Source organism: Kitasatospora sp. NPDC057518 (assembly GCF_042802075.1).
GTDB lineage: Bacteria > Actinomycetota > Actinomycetes > Streptomycetales > Streptomycetaceae > Kitasatospora.
Map to the genome: position 1 here is coordinate 1 of NZ_JBHVEU010000286.1, position 11,592 is coordinate 11,592.

Annotated in this window: 12 protein-coding genes; 3 read left to right on the plus strand and 9 right to left on the minus strand. The window is 74.5% G+C overall.

The features are described from left to right. Window positions 1–181: 181 nt before the first annotated feature. Window positions 182–850, plus strand: coding sequence for a hypothetical protein (locus tag ACFU7Z_RS26160; RefSeq protein WP_049654115.1), 669 nt, complete (start codon window positions 182–184; stop codon window positions 848–850). Between the two features lie 64 nt (window positions 851–914). Here the strand turns inward: ACFU7Z_RS26160 and ACFU7Z_RS26165 are convergent, their stop codons facing one another. The 4 genes from ACFU7Z_RS26165 to ACFU7Z_RS26180 all read right to left on the minus strand — a co-directional run bounded on the left by ACFU7Z_RS26165 (window position 915) and on the right by ACFU7Z_RS26180 (window position 4,744). Beyond that, a complete protein-coding gene (locus tag ACFU7Z_RS26165) occupies window positions 915–2,075 on the minus strand; it encodes an Mrp/NBP35 family ATP-binding protein (RefSeq protein ID WP_049654113.1) in 1,161 nt (386 codons plus the stop codon). Window positions 2,076–2,131: 56 nt separating this feature from the next. Beyond that, complete coding sequence (locus ACFU7Z_RS26170) at window positions 2,132–2,788, minus strand: DUF1003 domain-containing protein (RefSeq protein ID WP_375874133.1); 657 nt, start codon at window positions 2,786–2,788, stop codon at window positions 2,132–2,134. After that, window positions 2,778–4,076: a magnesium transporter MgtE N-terminal domain-containing protein gene (locus ACFU7Z_RS26175; protein WP_380780034.1), complete on the minus strand. Its 1,299-nt coding sequence runs from the start codon at window positions 4,074–4,076 to the stop codon at window positions 2,778–2,780. The genes ACFU7Z_RS26170 and ACFU7Z_RS26175 overlap by 11 nt, the downstream gene beginning before the upstream one ends. Window positions 4,077–4,204: 128 nt before the next feature. Further along, window positions 4,205–4,744 (minus strand): hypothetical protein, encoded by a 540-nt coding sequence (locus tag ACFU7Z_RS26180; protein ID WP_074001560.1) that lies wholly within the window; start codon window positions 4,742–4,744, stop codon window positions 4,205–4,207. Between the two features lie 85 nt (window positions 4,745–4,829). Here ACFU7Z_RS26180 and ACFU7Z_RS26185 point away from each other — a divergent pair, with 85 nt between their 5' ends. Next, on the plus strand, window positions 4,830–5,798 hold the full coding sequence (locus tag ACFU7Z_RS26185; RefSeq protein ID WP_049654111.1) for a DMT family transporter: 969 nt from the start codon (window positions 4,830–4,832) through the stop codon (window positions 5,796–5,798). Window positions 5,799–5,857: 59 nt separating this feature from the next. Here ACFU7Z_RS26185 and corA read toward each other — a convergent pair whose 3' ends face one another. Beyond that, the gene (gene corA / locus ACFU7Z_RS26190; RefSeq protein WP_049654109.1) at window positions 5,858–6,979 is read right to left on the minus strand and encodes a magnesium/cobalt transporter CorA; all 1,122 of its coding nucleotides are present in this window, start codon (window positions 6,977–6,979) and stop codon (window positions 5,858–5,860) included. A gap of 484 nt (window positions 6,980–7,463) precedes the next feature. Between corA and ACFU7Z_RS26195 the strand changes: the two genes are divergently transcribed. Then, window positions 7,464–8,105, plus strand: coding sequence for a suppressor of fused domain protein (locus tag ACFU7Z_RS26195; RefSeq protein WP_079271871.1), 642 nt, complete (start codon window positions 7,464–7,466; stop codon window positions 8,103–8,105). Between the two features lie 90 nt (window positions 8,106–8,195). Here ACFU7Z_RS26195 and ACFU7Z_RS26200 read toward each other — a convergent pair whose 3' ends face one another. The 4 genes from ACFU7Z_RS26200 to ACFU7Z_RS26215 form a co-directional block, all read right to left on the minus strand. Continuing rightward, window positions 8,196–9,056, minus strand: coding sequence for a PHP domain-containing protein (locus ACFU7Z_RS26200; RefSeq protein ID WP_380780036.1), 861 nt, complete (start codon window positions 9,054–9,056; stop codon window positions 8,196–8,198). 50 nt (window positions 9,057–9,106) lie between these two features. Continuing rightward, window positions 9,107–9,745, minus strand: a complete 639-nt coding sequence (locus ACFU7Z_RS26205; RefSeq protein ID WP_063780222.1) for a DUF6758 family protein — start codon at window positions 9,743–9,745, stop codon at window positions 9,107–9,109. A gap of 308 nt (window positions 9,746–10,053) precedes the next feature. Beyond that, window positions 10,054–10,212 (minus strand): hypothetical protein, encoded by a 159-nt coding sequence (locus tag ACFU7Z_RS26210; RefSeq protein WP_380780038.1) that lies wholly within the window; start codon window positions 10,210–10,212, stop codon window positions 10,054–10,056. A gap of 396 nt (window positions 10,213–10,608) precedes the next feature. Then, window positions 10,609–11,490 carry an alpha/beta fold hydrolase gene (locus tag ACFU7Z_RS26215; RefSeq protein WP_380744271.1) on the minus strand — a complete coding sequence of 294 codons (882 nt, stop codon included), beginning with the start codon at window positions 11,488–11,490 and terminating at the stop codon, window positions 10,609–10,611. Window positions 11,491–11,592 lie beyond the last annotated feature (102 nt).

Consider the following 11,592-nt stretch of genomic DNA (forward strand, 5'->3'; position numbering starts at 1 on the left):
GCCCGGCCACACGGCTGAGCGGGGCGGTGGCGTGTGCGCCGCTATTGTGCTGATTGCTCCCGCTGAGCCGTCCGTCACACCGCGCCCCGTCGCGGACCCGGAACGGCCCCGGGGAGCGCCGCGGTACGCCACCATGGGAGCGCGCCACGGCAGGCAAACGTGTGTTTGAGGAGGCCCGGGGATGGACGCGACGAGTCAGGCGGGAGGGGCGACGGCCACGGCCGGCGGCCCGGTGGTCGGCGGACAGGCGGGCCCGGCGGACCCGCTGGTGCCCTACCTGTCCGCAGACTTCCCCTGGTACGGGCTGGACGAGGGCTGGACCGGCCGTCGCTTCCTGGTGCAGGCCGGCGCCGGCCCCCGCACCGCGGGCAGCGTCGACTACGGCTCGCTCGGCCACGGCGAGGAGCCGGCCCAGCGGTACGAGCCGCGCGACGTGCGGAAGTTCGCCGTCGTGGTCACCGTGGCCCGCCGGGACAGCCGCCGCAGCGCCGACAACACCGGCACCCTGGAGGCGACCTCCGCCTCCTCCGCCGCCTGGCTGGCCGGCTCCGGCCTGCTCGCCGGCACCTGGCCCGGGCAGCTGGACCGGGCGCTGCGCCAGGACTGGCTGGACCAGCAGAGCAGCCTCGCCTGGGACCTCGCCGACGACCTGGCCGGCCCGGGCTGGTCCACCCTCAGCCTGCCGGTCAACGGCCTGCCGCAGCCCTTCCGCTACCGCGAGTCCGAGTACGGCTGGGTGCTGGCCGGCGAGGCCCCCGGCGTCCTGCTCGGCGCCTACGGCCGCGGCGTCAGCGCGTACGGCCTCGGCTTCTCCACCGTCCCGGACCTGACCGCCTACACCCGGCCGTAGGGTCCGCGGCGGTACGGCGAAGGGCCGGGTGGTCAGACCCACCCGGCCCTTCGTCGTCACCGTCTCAGAACTTGTTCCTGGGCGTCAGGCCCAGCGACATCCCGGACAGCCCGCGCTGGCGGCCGCCGAGCTTGCCGGCCACCGCGCGCAGGGCGACGCCGGCCGGGGAGTCGGGCGCGGCGAGCACGACCGGGCGGCCGTCGTCGCCGCCCTCGCGCAGCCGCACGTCGATCGGGATCGAGCCGAGCACCGGGACGGTCGCGCCGACGGTGCGGGTGAGCGCGTCCGCGACGGTCTGGCCGCCGCCGGTGCCGAAGACGTCGATCATCTCGTCGCAGTGCGGGCACGGCATGCCGGACATGTTCTCGATCACGCCGACGATCTTCTGGTGGGTCTGCACCGCGATGGTGCCGGCCCGCTCGGCCACCTCGGCGGCGGCCATCTGCGGGGTGGTGACGATCAGGATCTCCGCGTTGGGGACCAGCTGGGCCACCGAGATGGCGATGTCGCCGGTGCCGGGCGGCAGGTCCAGCAGTAGCACGTCCAGGTCGCCCCAGTACACGTCGGCGAGGAACTGCTGGAGCGCGCGGTGCAGCATCGGGCCGCGCCAGACCACCGGGGCGTTGCCCGGGGTGAACATGCCGATCGAGATGACCTTCACGCCGTTCGCCTGCGGCGGCATGATCATGTCCTGGACCTGGGTCGGCCGGCCCTCGACGCCCAGCATGCGCGGCACGCTGTGGCCGTAGATGTCGGCGTCCACCACGGCGACCTTCAGGCCGTCGGCGGCCATCGCGGCCGCCAGGTTGACGGTCACCGAGGACTTGCCGACGCCGCCCTTGCCGGAGGCGACGGCGTAGACCCGGGTCAGCGTGCCCGGCTTGGCGAACGGGATCTCCCGCTCGGGGGCGCCGCCGCGCAGCAGCTGGGACAGCTCCTTGCGCTGCTCGTCGCTCATCACGTCGAGCTCGACCTCGACGCCGGTCACGCCGGGGACCTTCCCGACCGCCTCGCGCACCCGGGTGACGATGGTGTCGCGCATCGGGCAGCCGGAGACCGTCAGGTAGACCGCGACGCTCACCACGCCGCCCTCGGCGATCCCGACCGATTTCACCATGCCGATCTCGGTGATCGGGCGGTTGATCTCCGGGTCGTTGACGGTCGCCAGCGCCTGGCGTACGGACTCCTCCGTGACGCCGGCCGCGACCTCTGTCTCGTTGGCCATGCCTTGATGGTACGGCGCCCGGCGAAGTCGTTAACCGGTCGGTAGCGTGCCGCGGGTCACAGCGGCTCGGGGGCTTCCCGGCGTTCGTCGATCTCCTTGAGCAGGGACTGGAGTTCGGACCGGATGCTGCCCAGTTCAGAAGTGATGAAGGCCCGGGTGGCGACCTCGCCGAGCCCGTGCCGAAGGGCCGCGACCTCGCGGGTCAGGTACTCGGTGTCGGCGATGTTGCGGTCGCTGCGGGCGCGGTCCTGCTCCATGTTGACGCGGTCCCGGTTGTCCTGCCGGTTCTGCGCCAGCAGGATCAGCGGGGCCGCGTACGAGGCCTGCAGGGACAGCGCCAGGGTCAGGAAGATGAACGGGTACTCGTCGAAGCGCACGGACATCGGCAGCAGCGTGTTCCACGCTATCCAGACGACGACCACCACCGTCATCCAGACGATGAACCGCCCGGTGCCGAGGAAGCGGGCGATCCGCTCGGACAGGACGCCGAAGGCCTCCGGGTCGTAGGAGGGCAGCGTGAGCAGGCCGGGCCGGGCGGTGCGCGGCTGGTCGAGCCGGGCGCGGCCGGTGCCGGTGATCGGCGCGGTCTCCGCGCGCCGGTCCCGGGCGCCCTCGCGGGTGCGCAGCTCGCGCAGCTGCCGCAGCTGGCGCAGTTCGCCCTGGAGGCGCCGGCGTGCGGAGTCGTTCGACCGTCCGCTGCGGTCACCGTCCATCGGTCACCCCTTCCGTCTCGTCGTCGCGGACCTCGTCGTGGGCGTGCAGCGCGGCGTCGCGCCAGTCGTCCGGCAGCAGGTGGTCGAGCACGTCGTCGACGGTCACCGCGCCGAGCAGGTGGTCCGCGTCGTCGACGACCGGCGCGGCGACCAGGTTGTAGGTCGCCAGGTAGCTGGTGATCAGCGACAGCGGGGTGTCCGGCGGCAGCGGGTCCAGGTCGTCGTCCACCAGCGAGCCGACCAGGATGTACGGGGGCTCGCGCAGCAGCCGCTGGAAGTGCACGGTGCCCAGGTAGCGGCCGGTCGGGGTCTCGTTCGGCGGGCGGCAGACGAAGACCTGCGCGGCCAGCGCGGGCTTGTGGTCGCTGACCCGGACCCGGGCCAGCGCCTCGGCGACCGTCGCGTCCGGCTCCAGCACGATCGGCTCGGTGGTCATCAGACCGCCGGCGGTGTCCTCCTCGTACGTCAGCAGGCGGCGCACCGGCGCGGCCTCGTCCGGCTCCATCAGCTGGAGCAGCCGTTCGGCCTCGTCGCCGGGCAGCTCGGAGAGCAGGTCGGCGGCGTCGTCCGGGTCCATCGCCTCCAGGACGTCGGCGGCGCGCTCCTCCTGGAGCTTGCCGATGATCTCGACCTGGTCGTCCTCGGGCAGCTCCTCCAGGACGTCGGCCAGCCGCTCGTCGTCGAGGGCGGCGGCGACCTCGGCCCGGCGCTTGGCGGACAGGTGGTGCAGCACGCTGGCGAGGTCGGCGGGGCGCAGCTGCTCGAAGGTGGCGAGCAGGTTGGCCGCGCCCTGGTCCTGCTCGGGCAGCGAGAAGCCGGTGACGTCCTGCCAGTCCAGGGTGAGCCGCTCGCCCTTGCCCTTGCGCAGCCGGCCGGCCCGGCCGACCTGGACGAAGACCTTGCTGATCTCCCACTCGCGCAGCCGGGTCTGCACCATGCCGACGTCCAGCACGGTGACGTCCTCGGCGGTCTTGGACCAGGTGACGGTGCGGTCCAGCAGCTCGGCGAGCACCAGGGTCTCGGACGGGCGCTGCTCGAAGCGGCGCAGGTTGATCACGCCGGTGGTGAGCACCTGGCCGGACTCCAGGCTGGTCACCCGGGTCATCGGCAGGAAGATCCGGCGCCGGCCGACCACCTCGACCACCAGGCCGAGCACGCGCGGCGGGCGGCCGCCGAGCCGCAGCGACACGACCACGTCCCGGACCCGCCCGACCTGGTCGCCGTTCGGGTCGAACACCGCGATGGCGGACAGATGGGAGATGAAGACCCGGGTGCCTGGCCCTGCCATGGACTCCCTCGACTCGCTCGACGCCGTACCGGGTGCGCCGGGGGCGCACTCGCGGCCAAGGCTACCCGCGTGCTCCGGGCCCGGCCGGGAGGCACGGTAGCCGCCGGACACGTCCTGGGCGTGAACCTTTAACGGCGCTTGAACAGCAGTTTGGGCAGGCCGGCCGGGATCGGCAGCCGGGTGGTGGCCGGGGTGGGCATCGGCCGGGCGGCGTGCGAGCCGTCCGGCATCGCCCCGGGGTGCTCGGTGAGCGGGCCGGTCGGCTCCAGCCGCAGCACCCGGCACTCGCGGGCCCAGCGCTCGGTGATGGCGTCGGTGTCGGGCGCGTTCAGCCGCTTGCCCTTGAGCTCCTCGACGGCGCCCAGCCAGGCCTCGCTGCCCGGGGCGGGTTCGACCACCCGGGCGCTCCAGCCGGTCAGCCGGCCGCCCTTGTCCTTGCTGCGGACGGTGACCACGGCCCCGGCGCCGGGCTCCAGGCCGTGCAGCGGCTGCTCGGCGCCCCCGCCGACCACCACGACCGCGCCGTCGTGCCAGGCGTGCCACAGCGGCCGGGCCTGCTCCTGCCCGTCCGCGCGCACCCAGAGCAGGCCGGACTTCTTCGCGGCCTCCTCCAGCAGGGCCCGGTCGAGGAAGTCGTCGGCGGTCGCGGCGGCGGGCGTACGGTCCATGGCGGACAGCGTACGGCTTTCGGCGTCCACCGGGTGTCTCAGCCTCCGGGCGACAGTTCCATTGCGCCGCCACGGGCCTTACCGTATGACCGCCCCACCCCCGCGACCAGCAAGGAGCGCCGTGCCCGCCGCCCGGCCCGCGACCGCCCCCTCCGCCGCCCCCGCGACCGCCGACCCGGGGCCGGCGCACCCGCTGCCCACCCTCGACCTGCTGCTGCTCGCCGTCTCGATCGGCGGCATCTCGCTGTCCGGCCCGCTGATCAGCGCCACCGCCGCGCCCGCGCTGGCGATCGCCCTCTGGCGCAACGTCATGTCGGTCGGCGTCCTCGGCCCGTACGCGCTGCTGCGCCACCGCGCCGAACTGCGCGGGATCGGCCGGCGGGCGCTGCTGCTCGCGGTGGCCGCCGGGGCGCTGCTCGCCGTGCACTTCGCGCTCTGGATGCCCAGCCTGCGGATGACCTCGGTGGCCTCGGCCACCGCCCTGGTCACCACCACCCCGCTGTGGACCATCCTGCTGATGCGGCTGATGGGCGTCCGGGCGCCGCGGCTGGTCTGGCTCGGCACGGTCGTCGCCTTCGCCGGGGTGCTGGTGCTGACCGGCGTCGACCTCTCGCTCTCCCCGCGCGCGCTGCTCGGCGACGCGCTCGCGCTCGCCGCCGGCCTGGCCGCGGCCGGGTACATGCTGCTGGGCGCCGAGGTCCGCAAGACCGTCAGCACCACCGCGTACACCCTGGTCTGCTACGCCACCACGGCCGTGGTGCTGCTGGGGATCTGCCTGGTCGCCGGCACGCCGCTGGCCGGGTGGCCGGCCGGGGTGTGGTGGCAGATCGTGCTGCTGATGGTCGCCGCCCAGCTGCTCGGCCACTCGCTGAGCAACCGCGTGGTGCGCAGCCTCGGGCCGTCCGTCACCTCGACCGCGATCCTGCTGGAGACGCCGGGCGCGGCGCTGATCGCCGCCCTCTGGCTGGGCCAGTGGCCGCCGGCGGCCGCCTACCCGGCGGTGGTGCTGATCCTGCTCGGGCTGGTCCTGGTCGCCCGCGGCGGGCGGCGCTGACCGCAGGCTCCGGCCGGGGTGCCGCCCTCAGCGGGGCCCGGGTGCCGACGCCGGCGCGGTCAGAGCCAGCCGTTGCGGCGGAAGCCCCGGTACATCCCGAAGCAGATCAGCACGATCGCGCCGAGCACCGTCGGGTAGCCGTACTTGTGGTGCAGCTCCGGCATGTACTCGAAGTTCATGCCGTAGACGCCGGTGATCATGGTGGGCACCGCGAAGATCGCCGCCCAGGCGGTGATCTTGCGCATGTCCTCGTTCTGCGCCACCGAGACCTGCGCCAGGTTCGCCTGGAGCAGCGAGTTCAGCAGCTCGTCGAAGCCGTGCACCTGCTCGGCGACCCGGGCCAGGTGGTCGGCGACGTCCCGGAAGTACTTCTGGATGTCCGGGTCGACCAGCCGCTGGAGCGGCTCGGACAGCTGCTGCATCGGGCGCAGCAGTGGTGCCACGGCACGCTTGAACTCCAGGACCTCGCGCTTGAGTTGGTAGACCCGGCCGACGTCGGCGCTGCGCCCGCCCTTGGCCGAGAAGACGCCGTACTCGATCTCGTCCACGTCGTTCTGGAGCCGCTCGGCGACCAGCAGGTAGTTGTCCACGACGTGGTCGGCGATCGCGTGCAGCACCGCCGCCGGGCCCTTGGAGAGCAGCCCGGCCTCGTCCGCGTCGGCCTCCAGCCGGTGGCGCAGCTCCTGCAACGAGCCGTGGCCGCCGTGCCGGACGGTGATCACGAAGTCCCGGCCGGCGAAGACCATCAGCTCGCCGGTCTCCACCACCTCGCTGGTGGGCGTGAGCTGGTCGTGCTCGACGTAGCGGATGGTCTTGAAGACGGCGAACAGCACGTCGTCGTAGCGCTCGACCTTGGGCCGCTGGTGCGCGTGCACCGCGTCCTCGACCGCGAGCGGGTGCAGGCCGAAGCGCTGGGCGATCCCCTCGAACTCGGCCTCGGTCGGCTCGTGCAGCCCGATCCAGCTGAACGAGCCCTCGCCCTCGGGGAGTTGGTGGGCGGCCTTGACCCGGTGGGCGGCCTCGCGCGGGCTGCACGTCTCGCCCCTGCGCTTGCCGTGCTGGTAGACCGCGCAGTCCACGACCGCCGAACCGGCATCCTCGGGCAGGACGGCGTAGACGCCGGCCGCGCCCCGGCGGCGGTTGGTGCGGACGGCGGCGCGCAGGCTGTTGATCATCGACATGGCAGGCTCCCAGAGGCAGGAACCGTCGCGCGGCCGCGCGGAAGGAAAAACGTTCGGCCGCGGTACGACGGCGGAGAACACCGGTGAAACGGGGGATGAAAGTGCTCTCCCGGCCGGTCCGTCCGCCGTGGGGCCTGTGCCCGGGGCTACCGCGGCTGATTCAGCCGGTTGGGCCTGCGGGGCGCGGGGTACGGGGAAGTCGGGGCCGGGCAGAGCTGCCGGTACTGCATGGTCGGCCGGTATCCACCGCAACCACCTCCTTCGCGCCGCCGCCCCGGGACGAACGATCCCGGTGGCCAGTCGCTCACCCTAACATCTGACCGGGCGTCGAGGCCGAGGGGTTCCCGGAGGTTTCCGAAGGCTTTACGGGATCCTTGCCCCGCCCGGCCGTTGCCCCGCCACGGCGCCCCGCCGCACCGCCGTCGCACCGCCTCCGGCCCGCCCGCACGCGGCCCGCGAACCCCCGGGGGTTACGCTCACCGGCATGGCGCACGACTTCCCGCTCTTCGGCGACCCCCACGGCGGCAGCTCCCCGGAGCTCACCCGGGAGGCGGTGCTGGCCGCCGTCGAGGCCCGGCTGATCTCCACCTTCGGCGAACCGGGCGGCCGCGCCGCGGTCACCTTCCTCGGCGCCGACCGGATCGAGGTGCTGCGCTTCGGCCCGGACGCCGAGGGCCTGGTGCGGTACGCGACGCTCGGCATGTCCGCCGCACCGATGGCCGACCCGACCGCGCCGGTCGCCGACCAGGTGCGCGGCCCGCGCGTCGAACTGGTGCTGACGGTCCGGGGCGGGCGCGACAGCGTGCTGCGCACCCTGGCCACCTTCGCCGCCACCCCGCAGGTCGAGGGCCTGGTGGTGGCCCCGGGCGGCTCGTTGGACCTCGGCTCGCCGCTCTGGGACGGCGCGCCCTTCACCTCGGTGCTCGCGGCCGAACCGGGCGGCCTGGTCGAGGACCTGGAGCTGGCCGAGCCGGCCGACCCGGTCCGCTTCCTGCCGCTGCTGCCGATGACGCCCAACGAGGCGGGCTGGAAGCGGGTGCACGGCGCGGCCGCGCTCCAGGAGCGCTGGCTCGACCAGGGCGCCGACCTGCGCGACCCGGGCCGACGCGGCGTCCGGCTGGACTGACCGCCGCCCGGCCGTACTCCGAACTCCGAACGCCGGGCCAAGGGACTCATCATCCCCTTGGCCCGGCGTTCGCGTTCGTTCAGCGTCCGCTCAGCGCTCGATCGGCTTCGCGCCGGTCGCCTGCGCCAGCAGCGCCCCGTACACCTCCGGGTCGGTGGTGTGCTCGCCGAGCCGTACGGTCTTGCGGGTGCCGTGGTAGTCGCTGGAGCCGGTGACCAGCAGGCCGAGTTCGCCGGCCAGGCCGCGCAGCCGCTCCCTGGTCTCCTCGTCGTGGTCGGTGTGGTCGACCTCCAGCCCGGCCAGTCCGGCCGCCGCGAGGTCGGCGATCACCTGGTCGGAGACCGTCCGGCCGCGCTTGACCGCGCCCGGGTGGGCGAACACCGGCACCCCGCCGGCCGCCCGGACCAGCCGGACCGCCGTGACCGGGTCGGTCTCGTGCTTGCGGACGTCCGCCCGCCCGCCGTCGGCCAGCCAGTCGGCGGTGAAGGCGTCCGAGACGGTGGCGACCACGCCGGCCTCGACCAGCGCGCTGGCGATGTGCGGCCGGCCGACCGAGCCGGCCCCGGCGATCCGCCGCACCTGCTCCCAGCTGATCTCCGCGCCGAGCTCCCGGCAGCGCTCCACGATCGCCCGCCCGCGCCGGAACCGGTCGGTGCGCACCAGGTCCCGCTCGCGCGCGAACTCCGGCTCCTCGGGGTCGAACAGGTACGCCAGCAGGTGCAGGCTGATCCCGTCCACGGCGCAGGACAGCTCGGCGCCCGGGACGACGGTCAGCCGGCTGTCCGCGGGCAGTGCGCGCACCGCCCCGGCGGCCTCGGCGTGGCCGGCCACAGTGTCGTGGTCGGTCAGCGCCACCACGTCGAGGCCCGCGGCGACGGCCGCCGCGACGAGCTCGGCCGGGCTGTCGGTGCCGTCGGAGGCGTTGCTGTGGGCGTGCAGGTCGATGCGCACGGATCGGGCTCCTGGAGGCTCGTGGGTGCCGCCCAGGATAGGCCTAGCCGTCAGCCGAGGAGCCGGGGGGAGAGCGCCCCGCAGGGCAGCAGGTCCAGTTCGGCGCCGGCCTCGCGCAGGTCGGTCAGCACCAGCTCGTCGTACATCACCAGCGCGGACTGCTCGGGCCAGGCGACCGCCCAGAGCCAGAGCCCGCGGGCCTCGCCGACGAACACCGCGCGGTCGGCCGGGGCGTCCGGGACGTGGAACATCGGGGTGGGCCGCCCGGCGGCCAGCAGCTTGGCGTCGGCGGGCTTGTAGAGGCCGACGGAGTCGCCCGGGTCCGGCCCGGACAGGCCCGCGTAGCGGGCGCCGAGGCCGACCCCCAGCTCCTCGGCGACCAGCACCAGCTCGCCGAAGCCGCCGAGCGGCGCGGGCCCGGAGCAGGCGACGGCGGTGGCCCGGGCGCCCGAGACGTCGTCGCCGACGTGGGCGATGCCGGTGTAGAGCCAGCCGACCGGGAGCGGCCAGGGCAGCCAGACCGGGACCTGGGAGCGGGCGACGGCGACGCCGAGGGCCTCCACACTCGGGGGCAGCACGGGCTGCATCGGGTGCACGGCTCCGTGCCGGTCGCACTGCCAGGTGTCTGAGAACAGACCGGGGGCGCGGACCCGACCGGCGCACCTCGGGCAGCTGGGCTCGCCCCTCATAGCCGTCAACGCTCCTCCCTCCGGACCGCCGCGTCAAGGACGATCACCCGTACGGAGGGCTCGGCGGCACCTGTCGGTGGCGGGCGCCCGGACCGGCGCCGGGTGGGCGTGGCACGGGCGGTTCCCGTTGGGGGATGTCCCGTCCCGGGCGGCGGCAAACGTCCGGGGCGTCTACCCCGGAAACACTGACGCCCCGTCATCGGCGAATGCGGTGACGGGGCGTCAGTCGGGTATCGGAACGTCCGGATCGGACGCTCCCGGCTCGTCGGCGGCGGGTGAGGCCTCCCGGTCGGAGGCGCCGCGCCGGGTCAGACGGTCGGGCACGGACGGATGAGCAGGCGCTCGCCGGTGCGGGCGGCGGCCTGGACGACCTCGCGCACGGTGGCGGCGTCGGCGATCTGGTGGTCGGCGGCGGAGCCGTTGGTCTCGTCGAGTCGGACGATCTCGAAGCGCATGGTCTTCGTCATGGGCGTCTCCTTTCCTGGCCCCGCGGGGCGGGGCGGGGGCGGCTGAGTCGGTATCAGCTCTCTCGGGGTCTTGCGGATCCGGAGGTGAGGCCGGATCGGGCGGGTCGTCGCGCGTGTGGCGGTCTGCTGCGGCAAGGGCTCCCCCTGCTTGCCTGGTGCGTCCAGTGCCTCGTGCACCACGGTGTCGTGGCGGTGCTACCGGGCCGTTGCCCGTCCGTAAAGCCCAGGTTTCGGGTGATTGGCGCCGCGGTGGAGGCCGGCGATGATTCCCGGACAGAATCAAAGATTACCGTAACTAACGAATTTTGTCCTGTGTTGAAGCCGATCGAACTTGAAGAAGTGGTACAGACCACTTTCGGCGGACCGGGGGAACCGGCGCGGCCCCGACCGCGTCGGTCAGGCCCAGAACGCGGCCAGCGCCCCGGCCGTGGCGGCCGGCTGCTCGGCGTTGGGGGAGTGGCCGGCGTCCGCGACCACCACCCGGCGGGCGCCCAGGCGCTCGGCCATCGCGGTCTGCTCCGGGACCGGCCAGGCGTGGTCCCGCACCCCGGACAGCACCAGCACCGGCAGCCCGGCGGTGGCGGCGGCCAGCTCCGCCACCCGGTCCGGCGCGGCCACCAGGTGGGCGCCGGTGACGGACAGCGCCAGCGGCACGTTGGCCAGCCAGCGGCGGTGCAGGAACTCCGCGACGGCCGGCTCCAGGCTCGGCCGCGGCTGCCCGCTCTCCGCCTCCAGCTGCCGCATGACCTGCCAGATCTGCTCCAGGTCCATCCCCCGCAGGGCGTCCAGCAGCAGCCCGGTGCGGACCGCCTCGGCCGGGTCGATCGCGCCCGGGCCGGTGGACACCAGGGTCAGCGACCGCCAGGGCAGCGGGCCCTCCGCGGCCGCGGCGAGCACCGCCTCGCGCACCACCTGGCCGCCGAAGGAGTGCCCCAGCAGGTGCGGCGGGGCGCCCCCGGCCTCGGCCGCCAGCACCCCGGTGAGCGCCCGTACGTCCGCGCCGAGCGCCCCGACGGCGTACGCCGCGGGATCGTCCGGACCGCCGGTCTGGTACTGCCCGCGCTGGTCCACGGCCGTCACCCGGTACCCGGCGGCCGCCAGCGGCTCCAGCAGCGCGATGAAGTCCTCCTTGCTGCCGGTGAACCCCGGCACCAGCAGCGCCGAGCCGCGCACCGGCCCGGCCGGCTCCGCCCGCAGCGCCGCGAACTCCCCGCGCCCGGTCACCAGCCGCTCGGCCCGCGCGCACCCGGGCAGCGTCAGAAACGGCGGCGTGCTCATGGGCTGCTCTCCCTGCTGTCCTGTCGGCGCTCCCCGACGCCCCCGAGCTTAGGAGGCGGGCGGAACGCCCGAGGGGGCGGGCCGGGCCGGGTGGCCTGGCCC

Bases quoted from the DNA above. Each gene is read 5' to 3' on its own strand.
- ACFU7Z_RS26160 (WP_049654115.1), top strand. From the start codon at position 182: ATGGACGCGACGAGTCAGGCGGGAGGGGCGACGGCCACGGCCGGCGGC.
- ACFU7Z_RS26165 (WP_049654113.1), bottom strand. From the start codon at position 2,075: ATGGCCAACGAGACAGAGGTCGCGGCCGGCGTCACGGAGGAGTCCGTA.
- ACFU7Z_RS26170 (WP_375874133.1), bottom strand. From the start codon at position 2,788: ATGGACGGTGACCGCAGCGGACGGTCGAACGACTCCGCACGCCGGCGC.
- ACFU7Z_RS26175 (WP_380780034.1), bottom strand. From the start codon at position 4,076: ATGGCAGGGCCAGGCACCCGGGTCTTCATCTCCCATCTGTCCGCCATC.
- ACFU7Z_RS26180 (WP_074001560.1), bottom strand. From the start codon at position 4,744: ATGGACCGTACGCCCGCCGCCGCGACCGCCGACGACTTCCTCGACCGG.
- ACFU7Z_RS26185 (WP_049654111.1), top strand. From the start codon at position 4,830: ATGACCGCCCCACCCCCGCGACCAGCAAGGAGCGCCGTGCCCGCCGCC.
- corA (WP_049654109.1), bottom strand. From the start codon at position 6,979: ATGTCGATGATCAACAGCCTGCGCGCCGCCGTCCGCACCAACCGCCGC.
- ACFU7Z_RS26195 (WP_079271871.1), top strand. From the start codon at position 7,464: ATGGCGCACGACTTCCCGCTCTTCGGCGACCCCCACGGCGGCAGCTCC.
- ACFU7Z_RS26205 (WP_063780222.1), bottom strand. From the start codon at position 9,745: ATGAGGGGCGAGCCCAGCTGCCCGAGGTGCGCCGGTCGGGTCCGCGCC.
- ACFU7Z_RS26210 (WP_380780038.1), bottom strand. From the start codon at position 10,212: ATGACGAAGACCATGCGCTTCGAGATCGTCCGACTCGACGAGACCAAC.
- ACFU7Z_RS26215 (WP_380744271.1), bottom strand. From the start codon at position 11,490: ATGAGCACGCCGCCGTTTCTGACGCTGCCCGGGTGCGCGCGGGCCGAG.